General features: G+C 61.0%; 17 protein-coding genes. 11 read left to right on the plus strand and 6 right to left on the minus strand.

The window, feature by feature from the left end; all coding sequences use genetic code 11:
- Nucleotides 1-34 precede the first annotated feature (34 nt).
- The 3 genes from CHC01_RS07750 to CHC01_RS07760 all read right to left on the minus strand — a co-directional run bounded on the left by CHC01_RS07750 (nt 35) and on the right by CHC01_RS07760 (nt 3,135).
- The gene (locus tag CHC01_RS07750) at nt 35-958 is read right to left on the minus strand and encodes an HpcH/HpaI aldolase/citrate lyase family protein (RefSeq protein WP_089263787.1); all 924 of its coding nucleotides are present in this window, start codon (nt 956-958) and stop codon (nt 35-37) included.
- A complete protein-coding gene (locus CHC01_RS07755) occupies nt 955-2,121 on the minus strand; it encodes a CaiB/BaiF CoA transferase family protein (protein WP_089263788.1) in 1,167 nt (388 codons plus the stop codon). Before CHC01_RS07755 ends, CHC01_RS07750 begins: the two co-directional genes overlap by 4 nt.
- 102 nt (nt 2,122-2,223) lie before the next feature.
- Nucleotides 2,224-3,135, minus strand: coding sequence for a LysR substrate-binding domain-containing protein (locus CHC01_RS07760; protein WP_068734838.1), 912 nt, complete (start codon nt 3,133-3,135; stop codon nt 2,224-2,226).
- A 208-nt stretch (nt 3,136-3,343) separates the two neighbouring features.
- Here CHC01_RS07760 and CHC01_RS07765 point away from each other — a divergent pair, with 208 nt between their 5' ends.
- Nucleotides 3,344-4,306, plus strand: a complete 963-nt coding sequence (locus CHC01_RS07765; protein ID WP_089263790.1) for a Bug family tripartite tricarboxylate transporter substrate binding protein — start codon at nt 3,344-3,346, stop codon at nt 4,304-4,306.
- Between the two features lie 204 nt (nt 4,307-4,510).
- On the opposite strand, the gene CHC01_RS07770 is transcribed toward CHC01_RS07765, so the two are convergent.
- Nucleotides 4,511-5,428: a LysR family transcriptional regulator gene (locus CHC01_RS07770; RefSeq protein WP_089263791.1), complete on the minus strand. Its 918-nt coding sequence runs from the start codon at nt 5,426-5,428 to the stop codon at nt 4,511-4,513.
- 133 nt (nt 5,429-5,561) lie between these two features.
- On the opposite strand from CHC01_RS07770, the gene CHC01_RS07775 reads away from it, so the two are divergent.
- The 8 genes from CHC01_RS07775 (at nt 5,562) to CHC01_RS07810 (ending at nt 13,935) form a co-directional block, all read left to right on the plus strand.
- Nucleotides 5,562-7,202 (plus strand): flavin-containing monooxygenase, encoded by a 1,641-nt coding sequence (locus tag CHC01_RS07775; RefSeq protein ID WP_283805442.1) that lies wholly within the window; start codon nt 5,562-5,564, stop codon nt 7,200-7,202.
- A gap of 264 nt (nt 7,203-7,466) precedes the next feature.
- The gene (locus tag CHC01_RS07780) at nt 7,467-8,729 is read left to right on the plus strand and encodes an ABC transporter substrate-binding protein (RefSeq protein ID WP_089263792.1); all 1,263 of its coding nucleotides are present in this window, start codon (nt 7,467-7,469) and stop codon (nt 8,727-8,729) included.
- A 147-nt stretch (nt 8,730-8,876) separates the two neighbouring features.
- On the plus strand, nt 8,877-9,782 hold the full coding sequence (locus CHC01_RS07785) for a branched-chain amino acid ABC transporter permease (RefSeq protein ID WP_089263793.1): 906 nt from the start codon (nt 8,877-8,879) through the stop codon (nt 9,780-9,782).
- Nucleotides 9,779-10,783, plus strand: coding sequence for a branched-chain amino acid ABC transporter permease (locus CHC01_RS07790; RefSeq protein ID WP_244558266.1), 1,005 nt, complete (start codon nt 9,779-9,781; stop codon nt 10,781-10,783). The genes CHC01_RS07785 and CHC01_RS07790 overlap by 4 nt, the downstream gene beginning before the upstream one ends.
- Complete coding sequence (locus CHC01_RS07795; protein WP_089263794.1) at nt 10,783-11,550, plus strand: ABC transporter ATP-binding protein; 768 nt, start codon at nt 10,783-10,785, stop codon at nt 11,548-11,550. Before CHC01_RS07790 ends, CHC01_RS07795 begins: the two co-directional genes overlap by 1 nt.
- On the plus strand, nt 11,550-12,263 hold the full coding sequence (locus CHC01_RS07800; protein ID WP_089263795.1) for an ABC transporter ATP-binding protein: 714 nt from the start codon (nt 11,550-11,552) through the stop codon (nt 12,261-12,263). The genes CHC01_RS07795 and CHC01_RS07800 overlap by 1 nt, the downstream gene beginning before the upstream one ends.
- A gap of 62 nt (nt 12,264-12,325) precedes the next feature.
- A complete protein-coding gene (locus CHC01_RS07805) occupies nt 12,326-13,111 on the plus strand; it encodes an SDR family NAD(P)-dependent oxidoreductase (RefSeq protein ID WP_089263796.1) in 786 nt (261 codons plus the stop codon).
- Between the two features lie 80 nt (nt 13,112-13,191).
- Nucleotides 13,192-13,935: an SDR family NAD(P)-dependent oxidoreductase gene (locus CHC01_RS07810; RefSeq protein ID WP_089263797.1), complete on the plus strand. Its 744-nt coding sequence runs from the start codon at nt 13,192-13,194 to the stop codon at nt 13,933-13,935.
- Nucleotides 13,936-14,269: 334 nt separating this feature from the next.
- Here CHC01_RS07810 and CHC01_RS07815 read toward each other — a convergent pair whose 3' ends face one another.
- Nucleotides 14,270-15,070, minus strand: a complete 801-nt coding sequence (locus CHC01_RS07815; RefSeq protein WP_244558267.1) for an SDR family NAD(P)-dependent oxidoreductase — start codon at nt 15,068-15,070, stop codon at nt 14,270-14,272.
- A gap of 45 nt (nt 15,071-15,115) precedes the next feature.
- Entirely contained in the window at nt 15,116-15,958 is an 843-nt protein-coding gene (locus tag CHC01_RS07820; protein WP_089263799.1) for a MurR/RpiR family transcriptional regulator, read from the minus strand.
- A gap of 135 nt (nt 15,959-16,093) precedes the next feature.
- On the opposite strand from CHC01_RS07820, the gene CHC01_RS07825 reads away from it, so the two are divergent.
- Together CHC01_RS07825 and CHC01_RS07830 are read left to right on the plus strand one after the other, a co-directional pair.
- Entirely contained in the window at nt 16,094-17,389 is a 1,296-nt protein-coding gene (locus tag CHC01_RS07825; RefSeq protein WP_089263800.1) for an ABC transporter substrate-binding protein, read from the plus strand.
- 69 nt (nt 17,390-17,458) lie between these two features.
- The gene (locus tag CHC01_RS07830; RefSeq protein WP_244558269.1) at nt 17,459-18,385 is read left to right on the plus strand and encodes a branched-chain amino acid ABC transporter permease; all 927 of its coding nucleotides are present in this window, start codon (nt 17,459-17,461) and stop codon (nt 18,383-18,385) included.
- Nucleotide 18,386 lies beyond the last annotated feature (1 nt).

The raw sequence follows: 18,386 nt of genomic DNA on the forward strand, positions 1-18,386 counted from the left end.
GAGAAGCAAGCGCGAGCGAACCGGGCCCAGTCCTTTATGACGCAAAGCGAAGGATGCGCTCGGCCATTCTCACATTGGCGAGATCGAGCATCCGGCCGTCCAGTGTCACGGCGCCATGCCCGTCCCGTTCGGCGGCACGCATCGCTTCGATGACACGTTTCGCCGAAGTGATGTCGCTGGCTGACGGGACGAATGCGGACCGCGTCGGCTCGATCTGGTCGGGATGGATCACCTGCTTGCCGTCATAGCCCATGCTTGCCGCCTTAACCGCGGAGCCGAGCGTGCCTTGGTTGTCCCGGAATGTGCCAAAGGGCCCGTCGATCGCCCTCAGCTGGAAGGCGCGCGCCGCGATCAGGATCCGCATCATCGGATAGGCGAACAGATCGAGCGCTGTTTCCCGGTGCTCCTCCGCTGCGGAGGCGAGGTGCCTGTAGTCGCGCGGGGACAATCCGATCTCATCACTGCGGGCGCCGATCGAGGCGCTGAAATCGCCGACGCCGAAATGCAGCGCGGCGATCGTCGCATGCGCAGCGGCGAGGGCATCGACATTGACCACGCCGAGCGCCGTTTCGATCAGGAGCTCAAGCTCCAGCGGATGGTTTCGACCGCCCCGATACTGCGACAGCCGCTCGCCGATGCCGATCACATCGGCCACGCGTTCGGCTTTCGGCAGCAAGACGGCGTCCAGTCTTGCGAGGCCGGACAGTTTTTCGACTTCCTCCGCGATGGACGGGCTGTCGATCGCATTGATGCGAACCGTGACGGTCTTCCGCCCCCAGTCCAGCCGCGTGATGGCATCGATCGCCGTCCGCAAGGCGGCGTTCTTTTCGCCGACGGGGACAGCGTCTTCGAGATCGAGAAACACGGCGTCCGCCGCAGATCTCGCGGCGCGCTCGACCATGCGTTCGCGATGCGCCGGTACGGCAAGATAGGTCCGCGTCAGTCGAGGGGCGGTCATAAGCGGGCTCGTTCTCGGAGTTCAGAGAGGATCGCGTCGGTGTGCTGCCCGACCGCGGGGACCGGACCCATCTGCGGCGTCAGGCCGGGGATCGTGATGGCCGGGAGATAGCTGGTGACAGCGCCATTCGGCGTACCGACATTGACGACGCGATGACGGCTATGCAGTTGCGGGTGATCGAGAAATTCCTCGACGCTGTTGAGGCGCGCATTGGCGATCGAGGCCTGCTCCAACTGGGCCAGCAACTGGTCGCTGGTGGTGCCGGCAATGCGGCTTTCGATCAGACGTTCGAGCTCGTCGCGGTTGACCATGCGATCCGGATTGGTTGCGAATCGTGGATCGCTAGCGAGATCGGCATCACCGAGTACATTCGTGCAGAGCGACAGCCATTCGCGTTCATTCTGAATTCCGAAGAACACGGTCTTGCCGTCGCCGGCGCGAAACGGACCGTAGGGCGCGATCGTGGCGTGGCGCATGCCGGTCCGTTTCAGCGGCTTTCCGGCGCCCGCTGTATAGAGCGAGGGATAGCTCATCCATTCGGTCATCGCATCGAACAGCGACACCTCGAAGGCGGTGCCGCGCCCGGTGCGTTCGCGCGCATAGAGCGCCATCAGAACGCCGTTCAGCACATACATGCCGGTGGCGATATCTGCGATGGCGATGGCGCCCTTGGCGGGATGGTCTTCCGAACCGTTGATCGAGAGCAGGCCGGTCTCACATTGCACCAGCAGGTCATAGGCCTTTTTGTCGCTATACGGCCCGCCCGATCCGTAGCCGGAGATGTCGCAGGCGATCAGGCGGGGAAAGCGCTCAACCAGAGCCTTCGCATCCAGCCCGAGCCGCTGCGCCGCTCCCGGCGCCAGGTTCTGCAGAAAGACGTCGGCGCCGGCGAGCAGGCTTTCCAGCGCGTCGCGGTCCTGCGGCTGCTTAATGTCGAGCGCCAGGCTTTCCTTCGACCGGTTGGTCCAGACGAACTGGCTCGACATGCCGTTCAGGACGAAGTCGTAATCCCTGCAGAAATCGCCGCGTCCCGGCCGCTCGATCTTGATAACGCGGGCGCCCCAATCCGCGAGATGTCGGCTGGCCAAGGGCGCAGCAATCGCCTGTTCGAGCGATACCACGGTGACGCCCGACAGGGGCAAAGCGCGCTTTTCTTGGTCCATCTGCTGTCCCGACAGTTTTGCTCCGCGCACTCTTAGCCGCGTCGGTGCACGCAGGGGGCATACTGGTTTGCCATCGCAGGTATAGGCTGAACCAATGGCGAGTCAGTCGGTGGCCTTGTCCCAGATCGCCGCATGTTCGCGCGCCAGTGTGCGGATGGTCTCCTCCGCAGCCAGTGCGGCCGCGGTCTGCGGAATGCCGGTGGGCAGGCAGAGTCCCACGGTGCGATTGATGGCGGGGTTCACCAGCCGTCTCGACAGGATGGGTGTTTCTGCGACCCGGGCGACCCCGGAGGAGTTGATCGTCGCGGCGGTGCCGTTGCGCACGAGTTTCATCATAACCGGCAGGGAGTCGATGTCGGACATCACATTCAGCGGCACGCCGGCTTCCGAGAACGCTTGCTCGACGAGAAGGCGCAGCCCGTTGGTTCTGTCCGGAAGGACCATCGGGACATCGGCTAGGGATGCGAGATCGCAGGTCGTCGCTTCGGGATCGCCTATGCCTGGGGCGCCGAATACGGACAGTTGCTCGGTAAACAGCGGCCTGACGGTCATGCCCGGCGCGTCGGAGCCGCGAAACAGGATGGCCATGTCGAGGCGGCCATTGGCCAGCAGCTCGTTGAGATAGCCGCTGAAGCTCTCGAAGAGCTGGAGCTTCACGCCGGGATGGTCGTGCCGCAGGCGCTCCACCAGCGGCACGGCGAGCACCGAGGCGATGCTGGTGGGCAGGCCGACGGCTACGGGCCCGACGGCGCCGCTGCCCTCGTCAGCAATGTCGGCCGCGAGCTCTTGCATCTGCCGCAACACGATGCGGGCATGACGATACAGTTTGGCGCCGGCATCGGTCGGCTTCACGCCCGTCGCGCTCCGCAGCAGAAGCGGCACGCCCAGGTCGTGCTCCATCGCGGCGATCTGCTGGCTCAGCGAGGGCTGCGACACCGCGAGCAGCACCGCGGCCTTCGACAGGCTGCCCATGTCGACCACGTTGACGAAGTAGCGAAGCTGTCTCAGTTCCAAGGCATCGATCCAGTGAAGATGTGGGCAAGCTCGTTTCCTTACACCGAACCGAACTTCGCTGGCCATTGCCAGCGATGGCGATGCGGCCGGTGCCTGATCTTATACCCCTCAGAGCAACAGCCTATGGGACGGAGCCCCGGCGAGTATGCCAGAAGGACGACAAAGGCGCGCCAAGCGCCCATCGACAAATATCAAGGGGAGGCTCCACGTGCGCCGTCTGTTTATTGCACTGCTCTGGATCGCAGCTTCGCTTACGTCTGCACGGGCGGACAGCTATCCGGACCGCCCAATCACGCTAGTCGTGCCCTATGCGGCCGGTGGCACCACGGACGTGCTGGCTCGCATTCTCGCCAAGGCGCTCGGCGCCGAACTCAAACAGACGGTGATCGTCGAGAATGTCGGTGGCGCCGGCGGCACGATCGGCACCCAGCGTGTGGTTCGGGCTAAACCCGACGGCTACACGCTCAATTTCGGCAATATGGGCTCGATGGCGGCGATCGTGCCACTGTACCCGAATCTGGGCTTCGATCCGCGCAAGGACCTGACCGGCATTGGCGTGTTCGCGAATGTCCCGATGATGCTTTCGGTTAGCAAAAAGAGCGGCATCGAGAATCTGAGCCAACTGGTCGAGCGCCTCAAGGTGCCGAACAACCGCATCACCTTCGGGCAATCCGGGGCGGGCTCGACCGCGCAGCTCGCCGCAGCGATGTTACTCTATCTGACGCAGACCAACGCGATGCTGGTGCCCTATCGTGGCTCGGGGCCTGCCATCCAGGATTTGATCGCTGGCAATATCGATGCGGTGATCGACCAAACCGTCACGATGATTCCGGCGCATCAGAACGGGCTGGTGCGGGCCATCGGCGTCACCGGGCCGCAGCGACTGATGCAGGCGCCTGACGTGCCGACCTTCGTCGAAAGCAATCTGCCGAAATTCGATCTGCAGGTGTGGAATGCGCTGGCGGCCCCTGCCGGCACGTCGCCCGAAGTGATCGCCAGATTGGAAGCGGCGCTCGCCAAGTCGCTCGAGAATGAAGACGTCAAGGCGCGCTTCGCCGAACTGGCGGCGCAGGCGCCATCTGCGCAAGGCCGCACGGCCCTGCAGCAACTCATCAATTCGGAGGTCGACCGCTGGTCGATCATTGTGAAGGAAGCAAAGCTCGAACCCTGACACGCGCGAGATGACTTTATTTCTCGCGAGATCGCTGCGTGGCTAGGCGGGATCGATGACTATCTCGGGGTTAAGTGTCTCTGCATGAGTGCGATCTGATTGGCGCCGTTGAGCCCGAATGCGCGTCCGCGAGCAACTTAACGTCACGCTTAGGCACTAAGTTATTTTGAGTTGGACAGGCCGCTTGTGGCGCAAAGCGGACGTCTATTGGTCCCGCCAATACCGCCAAGGCGGCGGATCGGGTAGTTTCGTCTTGAGGAAGTCCAAGAAGACCCTGACACGGTTACTTACCAGTCGGCGGCTCTGATACACCGCATAGATGGGATGTTCCTCCGGGCACTGATGTTCCGGAAAGAGCTCGACCAAGCGGCCTTGGGCGAGATCGTCGGCGATTTGGACTTCGACCAATCGCACGATGCCGAGGCCAGCGCGCGCGAACTCGATAAGGATCGAAGCCTGGTTCGAGCGTACACGGCTCTTGACGGCGAGCGGTGTGGACAAGCCATCGGCACCGCGAACGGTCCATGTGCTGGCGGCAATGGACGAATGAAAATTGAGACAGGCGTGGTCCGCTAACTCGTTGGGATGTGACGGCGTGCCGTACTCGGCCAGATAGCTCGGCGACGCACAAATGATCCATCGCGTGCTCGTAAATCGCGTGGCCACGAGCGAGGAGTCATTGAGGTGCCCAACATGAATCGCAACGTCGGTTCCCTCGTCGAGTAGCGGCCCGGGATCGATCCGCAGCTGAAGTTCAACCTGAAGGTCGGGATGCTGCCGGCAGAACTCCGGGAGCTTCTTGGCGAGGATGACCTGTCCGAAGATCGGCATCGAGCGAATGCGCAGGGTTTCGCGACCGAGCTTGCCGCTGAAGATCGTCGCGTCAGCGGCCTCGACGGCTTCGATGGCTGCAAGCGCCGCCCGATAGAAGACCTCTCCCTCCGGAGTCATGACGATGTTGCGGTGCGCACGGCGGAATAACAGCGCGCCCAACCGTTCTTCCATCCGCGCAATCAGCTTGCTGACTGCGGACGGCGTGATGGCAAGGTTTCGGGCCGCTGCAGAGAAGCTGCCGTCTTCCGCGGCCCTGACGAAAACCTGCATCTCTGTGTAGCGGTTCACGTTTTTCTCTTGTGACGGAAATTCACATCAGGTTTGAACGATAGAGTATGGAAAGCCATCCGGCAAATCTCTAGCCTTCGAGGCAATAGCGCGGCCATGCGAAGCCGCTCATAAACGAACGGGGAGACGACCGTTGGCGAGCAATGAGAGCACTGCTTTTGCAGTGAACGAACAATCGAGCCATGCCTGTGACGCGATCATTATCGGCGCCGGATTTTCAGGCCTCTACCAGTTGCACAAATTACGGGACGAACTCGGCCTCGACGTCGTTGTGCTTGAAAAGGGCGATGGCATCGGCGGGACCTGGTTCTGGAACCGCTATCCGGGCGCGCGCTGCGATTCCGAGAGCTATTACTATTGCTACTCCTTTAACAAGGAGATCGAGCAGGAGTGGAGCTGGAGCGAGCGCTATCCCGAACATCCTGAAATCCGGAAATACCTGAATTTCGTCGCCGACAAGCTCGATCTCAAGCGCGATATCCGGCTGAACACCGAGGTCACCTCGGCCGCGTTCGATGACGATGCCAATCTCTGGACGGTGCAGACGAAGAACGGACAGTTCTTCTCCGCGCCATTCCTGATCACGGCAGTGGGCTGTCTCTCGACCGCCAATGTGCCTGATATCAAGGGCCTCGCGAGCTTCAAGGGCCAATGGTACCATACCGGCCTGTGGCCGCATGAGGGCGTCGATTTCAGCGGCAAGCGTGTGGGCCAGATCGGAACCGGATCGACCGGGATTCAGACCGCACCTGTCATTGCCGAGCAGGCAAAACATCTCACGGTTTTCCAGCGTACGGCAAATTACAGCATTCCGGCGCGCAACGGCCCGGTGACGGCGGACGACATCAAGCATACAAGGGACAATTACGACGAGATCTGGCGGCTGGCACGCGCCGGTACCAACGGACATCCGTTCACGATCTCGACGCGTTCCGCGCTGTCGGTGTCCAATGCGGAGCGGCAGGAGATCTATGAAAAGGCGTGGGAGCGCGGCGGATTGCGCTTCCGTGCATCGTTTTCCGATGTCCTGCAGAACGTCGAGGCAAACCTCACGGCTTCGGACTTCCTCCGCGACAAGATCAAGACCGTCGTCAAGAATCCGGCGATCGCAGAGATGCTGACGCCACGCGATCATGGCTTTGCGACGAAGCGTCCGCCGATCGACAGCGGCTATTTCGAAACATTCAACCGGGACAATGTGCTGCTGGTCGATCTCAAGGCAGAACCGATCGTCGAGGTGACGGCGAACGGCATCCGCACGACGAAGCAGGACTACGCGCTCGACATCATCGTGTTCGCGACAGGCTTCGACGCACTGACGGGACCACTCGTCAATCTGAACATCAGCGGCAGCCAGGGTATCAAGCTGAAGGATGCCTGGGCGGCCGGCCCGCGCACTTACCTTGGCCTGCAGTCGCCGAAATTCCCGAATCTGTTCACCATCACCGGTCCTGGCAGCCCGTCGGTGTTGTGCAATATGCCGATTGCCATCGAGCAGCATGTAGACTGGATCACCAATTGCATCCGCGACATGCGCGCGAACGGCCAAAAGCGGATCGAGGCCAATACCGACTCGACCGAAAAGTGGGTTGCGCATGTCAACGAAGCCGCGGATGCGACGCTGCTGCCCATGGCAAGCTCGTCCTGGTATCTTGGCGCCAATGTACCGGGCAAGCCGCGTGTCTTCATGCCCTACGCCGGTGGATTGGCGCGCTACACCTCGATCTGTGACGACGTTGCGCAAAGCGGTTATCGCGGCTTCGCGCTGAGCTAGCTGCCCATGCCGCGGCCGACGGAGCGAAAGCCGCGGGCAAGAGGAGTCGGCGCCGCAGCATTGGTCCCCGACCTCGCTGCGGCGAATTTACGCGAGGCATTCGGAAAGTCCGTTGGACAGCGCGCCGTTCCTGCTGCACGATCTTCGTATTGCGCTGATCGACCAAAGGACCGAGTGAGGAGAGTAAGCCACCAAGACGACGCTGATCTGGAAATAATAAAATCTGTACCGGCAAAGCCGGACATCAAAATCAGGGAGGGTTCAATGACCAAGACGACCAAGGGCATTTCACGCCGACGCGTCCTCAAGGGCGCTGGCGCCATGGCAGGCCTTGCCGCATTCGGCGCGCCGCATATCGCAGGTGCACAGGCGAAAGTCATCAAGATCGGCCTGCCGACGATCCTGTCGGGACGCGTTGCAATCCTCGGCACGTCCAGCCGGTTTGCAGTCCAGCTCGCTTTCAATCAGATCAACGAAGCCGGCGGCATCAATGGCCGCAAGTTCGAAGTGGTCGACCGCGACTCCAAGGGGCGTCCCGACGAAGCCGCCAAAGTCACGCGCGATCTCATCAATAATGACGGTTGCGATATCATCATCGATGGCGAGGCGTCGTCAGGCAGCTTCGCGGTGCATGAGGTCGTGCGCGATCTCGGCATCCTTTGCCTCCATACCTGCAGCGAAACCTCGTCGCTGACGGCAGACCCCAAGCAGTTCAGCAAGAATGTGTTCAGATGCGCCCGACAGGGCATCCATGATGCCGTCGCAGGTGGTAGCTACGCAGCGAAGATTGCCAAGGAGAAGGGGCTCAAGAAGTGGGCGACCTGTTCGCCCGATTACGCCTATGGCCGCGACAACACCGCGGAATTTCTGCAATACGCCAAGGTGTTCGAGCCGTCGATCGAAGTGGTCGATCAGCTCTGGCCGAAACTGTTTGCGCCCGATTACACCGAGAGCATCACCAAGCTGATGCAGGTGAAGCCGCAGGCGGTCTATTCGGCGCTGTGGGGCGGCGATCTCGTTGCGTTTATCGAGCAGTCGAACCTGTATCGCCTGTTCCAGAACACCGCCTATTTCTCCGGTGGTCTTGGCGATCCGCCGATCCTGACGGCCATCAAGAACCTGCCGCAGGGACTCAACACGGCCTATCGGTATAACAACGGATTTCCGAGCTCACCCGAGAACACCGCCTTCTGCGATGCCTATGTCAAGGTGGCGCCGCACGAGCCGACCAACTGGGCGTGGCAGAACTACGCGGCGTCGCAATTCATTATCGAGGCGCTGCGTCGCACGAACGGCAATACCGACAGTTCTGCGCTGGCCAAGGAAATCTCCGGCATGACGGTGAAGAAGCCGTTTGGCGGTGCCGGCATCACCATGCGTGACAGCGATCATACGATCATCAATTACCCCGTCGCATGGGGCAAGACGGTCAGCAAGTCACCCTGGGTGGTCGATTACGTCGATACGGAATGGTCGAAGATCGTCGAGCTCGAGAAGGAGTGGAAGAAGGAAAAGGGTTACGCCTGAGCTGTCTGCGGGCGTCGTCGCTAGATGACGCGGCCCGTCGCATGGCGACGGGCTCGGCGGCTCCGTCGCACATCCGGCCTGCCGTTCGCGGCGGCCGGAACAGGCTCGTTCAGACCATCGAAGGTCAGACCATCAAAGGACTGCGCTGTGAACCTCGAAGCCCTTGCCTCCTGCCTGTCATCGTCAGCCTGCGCCGTGACGCAGATATCGACGGCGCTCATCATCGGCATGCTGCTGTTCATGGTGGCGTCCGGCCTGTCGCTGATCTTCGGCGTGCTCGGCGTCATCAATTTCGCCCATGGCGCGTTCTATATGGCTGGCGCCTATATCGCCTTCTTCACCTATCAGGCGACATCGAGCTTTTTACTGGCATTCCTGGCCGGCGCGCTCGGGGCAGGCCTGATCGGGGTCATCTTTGAGCGGTTCATCATCAGCAAGGTGTATGGCAAGGACATCCTGATGCAGTTGCTGGTTTGCTACGCCATCATCCTGATCTTCGACGATCTGGTGAAGATCATCGCCGGCCCGGAATACAAGATGATGGGCATGCCCGACGTGTTCGCGCTTCCGCCGCTTGAATTCGCCGGCGGCTTCGTTCCGGCCTATTACGTCTTCATGATCGTCGCGAGCCTGTCGATCGGCGCGATGCTCTGGCTCGCAATCGAGAAGACCCGGATCGGCAAGATCATCCGCGCCCTCGCCATCAATCCGCAGATGGTCGGCGCACTCGGGATCAACACGACGCTGCTCTACGCGGCCGTGTTTGGCGTCGGCAGCATGCTGGCGGGTATCGCCGGCTCCCTCGCGGCGCCGACACGCACATTGACGCCGGGTATGGGTCTATCGATCCTGATCGAAAGCTTCATCGTCACCGTGATCGGTGGGATGGGATCGATCGTCGGCGCGCTGATCGCAGCGTTGCTCATCGGCTTCACGCGGGCCTTCGGAGCGATCGGCTTCCCGCTCTTCGTTGACGGGATCATGTTCGGCATGATGGCCGTCGTTCTGATCGTCAAGCCCAGCGGTCTGCTCGGCCGGGAGATCGCGCGATGATGAAAGCAGGGTTCCTGCGCGATCTGCTCTTTGCGGCTGCCGTGCTGATCGTTTTGATTGTCGCACCGTTCATCTTCGCCAAGCCATCCCTGCGCGACTTTCTCATCTATGTGATGGCCTATGGCTTGCTGGCGATGTCGCTGAACCTCCTTGTAGGGCTCACGGGGCTGGTCTCGTTCGGACACGCTGCCTTCTTCGTATCCGGCGCCTATATGTTCGGTCTGTTGATGCAGTCCGGCCGCGTGTCGATACCAATCGCAATTCTCATCACGGTGCTCGGTACGTCGGTACTTGCCCTGGTGATCGGCGCGATCTGCGTGCGCCTGAAGGAAATCTATTTCTCCTTCATCACGCTGGCGTTCCAGATGTTCATCCACTCAATCATCCTGACCTGGGTCAGCCTGACCGGCGGCGACCAGGGGTTGCGCGGCGGCATTCCGCGGCCCCCGTTCTTCGGCATCGATCTCAGCAGCGGTGTGTCGCTTTATATCTTCTCGGCTTGCATCTTCGTCGTCTGTATCCTGATCATGCGTCAGGTATGGCAGTCGCCGTTCGGCTATACGCTGCGCCTGATCCGTGACAATCCGAACCGGGCCAATTACCTCGGCGTCGATATCGTTCGCATGAAGCTCGGCGTGTTCATCCTCGCCGGTGCGATGGCCAGCGTGGCCGGCATCCTGCTGTCGCTGTTCGTCTCCGGCGCCTATCCGGAATTCGGTTTTTGGACGACGTCGGGCGAGGCCATCTTCATGATCATGCTCGGCGGCTCGCAGCTCTTCGTCGGGCCGATCATCGGCGCCATCCTGCTGCGCCTGCTCGAGCATTTCGTATCCATCTACACCGAATATCACGGCCTGGTGCTGGGCATCGTTATTCTGGCCATCGTGCTGGGCCTGCGGCAGGGCATCGCCGATTACGTCGTCGAATTTCTGCAGCGACGCAAAGAGGCCAGGGCGGCTCCCGCCAAAGAGGCGGCCTTCGTCAAGGAGAGGATCGCCTGATGCTCTCGGTGCAGAACCTCGACAAGCGCTTCGGCGGTGTTCACGCCACGCGCAACGTCTCGATCGATTTTCCCGATGGCTCGCTCACGGCGATCATCGGACCGAACGGCGCGGGCAAGACCACGTTCTTCAACCTGATCTCGGGGGCGTTCCGGCCGAACTCCGGCAAGATCATTTTCGACGGGCAGGATATCGTCGGCAAATCGAGCCTTGAGGTCGTACGTCTTGGCATGACGCGGGCGTTTCAGGTCGCCGAGATCTTTCCCAGCCTGACTGTCACCGAGGCGATCATGGCGACGGTGATCTCTCACTTGCGCAAGTCATGGACCTTCCTGCGGCGGTTTCCCGTCGCGGAAGCCAGGGCACGGACCGACGAGATCATCGAACTGCTCGGGCTCGCGGACAAGGCCGGAACGCTCTCGCGCAATCTTTCGCATGGCGACCAGAAGCTGCTCGATATCGGTCTTGCGCTTGCCATGGAGCCCAAGGTGCTGCTGCTCGACGAGCCGACCGCGGGCATGGGTCCGGATGAGCGCTGGCGCATGATCGGCAAGGTGCAACATCTGTGGCAGGTCAAGAAGATGACGGTGCTCTTCATCGAGCATGACATGGATATTGTGTTCAAGATCGCCCAGAGGATCCATGTGCTGAAATACGGCGCCGTGCTCGCGCAGGGCACCGCCGAAGAGATCCGGCGCAATCAGGATGTCATCGACGCCTATCTCGGCGCCGATCATCATCTCTCCGCAGCGGTGGGAGAGGCATGATGGCCGACCCGTTCCTTCATGTCGAAGCGGCCGACGTCTATTATGGTGCCAGCCAGATCCTGTTCGGCGTCGATCTCGCGGTCGAGCAGGGGCAAACCATGGCGCTGCTCGGCCGTAACGGCGCCGGCAAGTCGACCACGTTCAAGATGATCGCTGGCCTTGCGCCGCCCCGCCGCGGCAAGATTGCGCTCGCAGGGCAGGGACTGGCTGGTCGGCCGTCGTACAGGATCGCGCGCGCGGGGATCGGCTACGTTCCGGAGAACCGGCAGGTGTTCCCCGACCACACGGTCGATGACAATCTCATCGTCGCCGCCAAGAAGGGGCCGCGCGGCGACCATCACTGGAATCGCGAGCGCATCTATGAGGTGTTTCCGATCCTCGCCTCGATGAAGGACCGCCTGGCCGGCCGGCTATCGGGTGGCGAGCAGCAGATGCTGACCATCGCCCGTACGCTGATGGGCAATCCCGATGTGCTGCTGCTCGACGAGCCAAGTGAGGGCCTTGCCCCGATCATCGTCCAGGCCATCGGCGAACTCATCAAGACGCTGCGCGGCATGGGCGTCACAATTCTGCTGGCCGAGCAGAACATGCATTTCTGCCTGGGTATCGCGACCCATGCCACGGTGATCGACAAGGGCCAGATCGTCTATCGCGCGACCATCGACGAACTCCGGCACAACGAGGACATCAAGCAACGCTATCTTGCGGTCTAGCACCGTCGCCATCCGCGCAGCTTTGCTGCGTGCAACAAGAAACGGACAACGGGAGTGCAACGATGAAACGAGATGAAGGGCGCGGCCGCATCGCCGTGGTGACGGGCGGAGCAAGCGGAATCGGTCTGGCCACAGCCGGTATCTTGATCGAGCGCGGATGGCGCGTCGTCATTTCAGATATCAATGCGAAGGCCAATCAGGAATCAGCAGCGAAGATCGGCGCCGATTCAGTGCCGTTCGACGTGACTGATGAACACGCGACCGAAGCGGCTTTCACGGATATCGAGGCGCGGCTGGCGCCGGTTGAGGCGCTGTTCGCCAATGCCGGCGTGATCCAGTCGGGCGGCCGCGCGGAGAACCTGCCGCTCGCCGAATTCGACAAAGTGATCGCCGCCAATTTGCGCGGCGTTTACGTGTCCTGCCTCGCGGCCGGCAAGCGCATGACCAAGCGCGGACGTGGCGGCATCGTGATCACCGGCTCGGTCACGGCATCGCGCACAGCGCCGTTACACGCCTATGCGCCCTCGAAGGCTGCGGCGGTTCATATGGCGGCGTGCCTCGCGGCCGATTGGGGCCGTTCGGGTGTGCGGGTCAATGCGGTGTCGCCGGGCTATGTGGGAACCCCACCGGTGCTCGCCAACATCGAACGTGGGACGCGAGATCCGAAACTGCTGATCGAAGGCTCCGCGCTGGGACGCATGGTCGATCCGGAAGAAATCGGACGCGGCGTCGCGTTTCTGCTGTCCGACGACGCGTCGGCGGTTACCGGGATCAATCTTCCGATTGATGCTGGGTGGCTCGCGAGTTCGCATCTGACGACCTATGGCGGCGTGCCTCCGGCGCGCTGACCGTCGTCACGTCAACCGAATTGAACACCGTACCCTGCGTGGGTTTACAGAGGTGTGGAACACAAGCGGGAATTATCGTCATGACGTTTTCTGAAAAATCCCCATTCGATCTCACCGGACAGCGCATTGTGATCGCGGGCGCGGCCGGCGGCATCGGCAGCGCTACGGCGAAGCTATGCGCACAGCAAGGCGCGACGCTTGTGCTGGTCGATATCGCAGGCAAGGATCGTATCCGCGAACGCGTCGGTGCCGAGGTTGCGGACCGCTCTGAAATTTACGGCCTCGACACCGGCTCGCGGCCTGACGTGACGGCGCTCGCGAGGCAGACTGGACCGGTCTATGGACTGATCGATACGGCGGCGATCGCACCGCATGACGACTGGATGGCCGAGGACTGGGAAGAGTCGCTTGATCGCGTCATTCGCGCCAATGTGAAGGGGCCGATCAATCTGACCCGCGCCTTCCTGCCCGGCATGATGGAGGCGGGCGAAGGCCGCATCGTGCTGTGCGGATCGGTCGCCGGCTGGATGGGCGGCCTGCGCACCGGGCCGCATTATGCCTTTGCCAAAGGCGGCATCCATTCCTTCGTGCGCTGGCTGGCGAGCAAGGCCGCACCGCGCAACGTCCTCGTGAACGGCATTGCGCCGGGGCCGGTAGAGACCGCGATGACCGAGGGCAGGGGCTATGACACATCGCTCTATCCGTTGAAGCGCATGGCGAAGGCGGAAGAGATCGCCGCGACCGCGATGTTTCTGTGTGGCGCTGGCAGTGGTTACGCCTCCGGTGCGATTTTCGATATTAACGGGGCGACTCACTTCCATTGACTGCTGCGGGCGCTGATCGCCTGCAGGACGCGGCGGATCTGCGCGCTGCGCCACCCACGATAACGCTGGGGCTTGGCGTGTCACCGAGAAGATAGGGCGGCACGCATTGTTCGCCGCAATAGGTGCGGTCACATCCGCCGATCCGTCGGCTTGCGAGACAAAGGGATGTCACTTATTCGCTTGCAAGGTCTATGTCCGCTCCTGGCGCAAAGCGGACTCCTGTGAAAAAGGTGCCGCAGGTTTCGTGGCGAAGTTGCGCAGCGGCTTGCAACTAATACCGAAACTGATTGCGGTTCCTGCATTCCCGATGGTCACCTAGTTGAGAGTTTGAAGCTCATGCCGGCCAGAGCTGGCCGCCGCCGTCGACGCGAATGACCTGCCCCGATACGAACGCTCCCATAGGTCCGGCGAATAACTCAATGACGCGCGCAACCTCGTCTATGGTGGCAATCCGGTCGAGCGACCCTTCCTGGATCAGCCGCGCCGGATCGACAGTACGTGTTGCCATAAACCGCTCCGTGCGTGTGTCGCCAGGGGCGATCGTGTTGACGGTGACATCATAGATTCGCATCTGGTCGGCGAGACACCGAGTAAAATGCATCGCGCCGGCTTTTGCCGTCGCATAGATCGATGCATTTGTGCGTCCTTTGAATGCTGCAACTGAGCCGATGTTGACGATACGCCCCCGACGTCGATCCATCATGCCTCGCGCCACCTGCTGGCAGACGAAGATTGTGCTAAGAAGATTACGGTCGATGACGGCCCGCACATCCTCGGCCTTGATATTTACGACATCATTTGGGTTTGGCTTTCCGCCTGCAGCCGCGATGTCACCGCCGGCATTATGCACGAGGATGTCGATGGGGCCGAGATTGGTCTCGGTGACTTGAACGACCCGCTCGATGTCTTCCGATATCGTAAGATCGCCGAGAACCTTGAAAGTGCGGACGCTGTGTTTGTCGGCTATCGATCGAGCGACATCCGTAAGCGTTTCGGTACCACCAAATTCGGAAGGGCCGTGCTCGCGCATGCCGTGAATAGCGATATGGCAACCGAGGGCTGCGAGCCGTTCGGCAAAGGCGCGGCCAAGCCCGCGACCTGCACCTGTGACAAGTGCGACCTGGCCTTCCAGCATACGAGCGGACATGACTTCATCCTGTCAGTTAAATGAGAGTTATCTTCAGTCGAGTGTAAGCGTGAGGCCGACGGCCAGTGTTTGGGCGAGACACATGGGAGCAACCATCGTGCGGAGTGCGGCTTCCGGCATATCCGGAATTTCGAAGACGACGCTGGCACCCTCGACGATGGGGCTGAGCAAGCTGTCCGTGATCGAAATGGCAGGCAAGCGGCGGGCTACGAGCTCTGGAAACAGTCGTGCTGTGTCGGGATTGTAGACCCTGAAGCTGATGGCAACGAGCGCATCGACGGGCGTCGCCGAAGCGGCCTGGTCGCCAAGCGCGCTGCCAAGTCCATCAAGGATAACAACGCGGCGCCCGAGTTTGCGCAAAACATAGGTCAGATGAGCTGCGACCGGGAAAGAGCCGCCAAGGCCCAGGACGTAGATCGTCTCTGCGGCGCCAAGCAGTTCGATCGCGCGCGCAAGATCTGCCTGCCTTACGCGGTCCTGCAGGCTTTCGAGCGAGACCATGCCTTCTGACGCGAAGCGGGTCAGAACCGCCTGAGGATTGTTCGCATCCTGAAAGCGGCCGTCGCGTCGCAGCCCGGTGATGCGCTCCTTGTAGCTCGGTGGCACGCTGGCGACGAGCCTTGAACGGAACACCTGTTGCAATTCCGTGAAGCCGCCATAGCCCAGTGCACGCGCAAATCTCACAATGGCGGACGGCTGAACCTTCGCACGCTGTGCGACTTCCGCGACGGTCCCGAGCGCCATCTCGGTGGGATGCTCAAGTGCAAACTCAGCGATCACCCGGAGGCGATCTGAAAAATCCGGATGTTGGCGGGCGATCTCATGACGGAGGTTTTCATAAGTGCCGTGCTGGGGGGCTCTGGCTTTAGTGGGCATGCGGTTGGCTCGTATTTGCGGTCATCGATTTCTCTGACTTGTATATTCTACTTTACATACTTCGTGGAATGTTTATTCTAAATCCGTACAATGCGCGGACATCAATAAAAGAGCCGCCGAGTCCAGGAGGAAACAATGAAGCGACGTAGCGATACGTCCGGGCTATCCCGGCGTGCCCTCGTGAAGGGCGGCTTGCTGTCTGCCACAGCGACATTTTTCGGTCCATGGCAACACACACGTGTTCTGGCGCAGGGAGAAAAGAAGCCAATCAAGTTGGGGCTCACCTGTGATGCCAGCGGCCAATACGGTAATAGCGGGCAGGACGATATGCGTGGCATTCGCCTCGCAATTGATGAATTCAACGCAAAAGGCGGCGTGCTCGGTCGCAAGATTGAATGGACGACGGCCGACACCGAAACCAATGCGGCGACAGGTACACGCATCGCGGAGCGTTTCATTACGCAGGAGCAGTGCGGCTTTCTGATCGGCGCCGTGCATTCGGGCGTCGCCAATGCCATCACGCAAGTCGCGAATAAATACGGCACCGTCTATTTCAACACCAACTCGTCGGCCCCGAGTGAGGCAGGTGAGAACTGCTCGCGCATCAAATTTGTCTGGGATGGGAACGGCACCAATTTTTCCAAGGCCGCCGTCCAGAACGCGGTTCAGAAGATAGGCAAGAAGTGGCTGTTGCTGACCAACGACTATGTGTGGGGGCACACGACATCGGCCGCGACCAAAGCCGAGGTCGAGAAAGCCGGCGGACAGATCATCGACAATCTGCTGATCCCGCAGAACACCCGGGACTTCACCTCCTATCTCCTCAAGGTGCAGCAGGCCAAGCCTGATGTGGTCGCGATGGCGGTTGGCGGCGATGATATGAAGGCGCTACGTCAGCAGATCAGTGCGTTGAAGCTGGAAGAGAAAACAGCCTGGGTGAACAATCAGCAGGATTGGCCCGATATCTGGGGCGCGGAAGATACGCTGTTCGGCGTCTTTGGCACCAATTGGTATCATCTTTTGCCGCTCCCCGGCGTTGCTGAATTCGTCAAGCGCTGGCAAACGACCTATCCTCAGTCGCCGATTCCGGTGCCGGGGAATGTCTCCTACAACGGCTACATCGCGACACGCGAACTGCTGCGCGCGATCGAGCGCGCCGGTACGACCAGCAATCATGCTGTGATCAAGCAGTTGGAAGGGCACAAGATGCTCGCTGCCGACCGCATGCAGCATTTCGATGCGTATATCGATCCTGTGACGCATCAAGTGCAGCAGACGATCTATCTTGCCCGCCGCAACGCAAAACCCGCCGACAAGACGGATCTGTATGAGGTCATCAGCTGGACCAAGCCCGAAACGGCGGTGGACGAAGCCTCACTGGAGAAATGCAAGATGAAGGCGCTCGCCGACGTTCCAGTCTTCGACACATAAAGCTTACGCATGAGCGCCCGGAACGTTCTCCGGGCGCTCATGCTCGCTCATTGGAATAGATGAACGCTTATGTCGCTGCTCAATCTCCTTCCGCATTTGCTGAACGGTATAGCGCTCGGCTTGCTTTTCTCCCTGATTGCACTTGGCTTCATGCTGATCCTCGGATTGATGGAGCAGATCAACCTTGCCCATGGCTCGTTGTTCGCGCTCGGGGCGTACTTCGCCTACGCCATTTGTGGGGCGAAACTACCGTTGCCGCCGGATGTCCTGATCGCGTGGGCGGGTGTGCCGCTTGGCTTGCGGTTTGCCACAGCAGTTGTCGTAGCCCCGATCCTGGTTGCGCCCTTTGGCCTTGCGCTTGAACGATTGATGCGCCGCACCTATGGGCGCGATCCGCTGTATGGGCTTCTGCTCACCTTTGGTGTTGCCATGGTGCTGGAGGAGTTGATCCGCGTGGTTTGGGGCACGCGCGACTACATGATGCCGGTACCGCGTGACATGGCCGGCGGCTTTATCATGCTCGATCTGATCTGGTCGACCTATCGCTTCTGGGCTGCCGGCATGGCGATCGTGGCCATGGGAGCCGTCTGGTTCATCGTCGAACGCACGCGTTTCGGTGCGATGGTCAAGGCAGGCGCCCATGACAGCGAAATCGTCCAGGCGCTCGGCATCGATCTGACGCGATTGCGGGTTTGGGTGTTCGTCCTTGGCACGATGCTCGCGGCGTTCGCCGGTGTGATCATGGCGCCGCTTTGGGGAATCCGGCCGCATATGGGAGTCGATGCCGTTGTCCCGGCATTTCTCATCATCGTGCTCGGTGGTGTCGGGAGCTTCTGGGGGGCGGCGCTGGGCGGGCTCCTGGTTGGCATGGTGGTCGGGCTGTCCGGTGCCTATGCCTCCGAATGGTCGATGCTGTCCATGTATCTGTTGTTAATTGTCGTCGTGACGCTCCGCGCACGGGGCCTGTTCGGCAAGAAAAGCGTGTTGGAGGCTTGAT

It is taken from the genome of Tardiphaga sp. OK246, assembly GCF_900188215.1.
GTDB classification, from domain to species: Bacteria; Pseudomonadota; Alphaproteobacteria; order Rhizobiales; family Xanthobacteraceae; genus Tardiphaga; species Tardiphaga robiniae.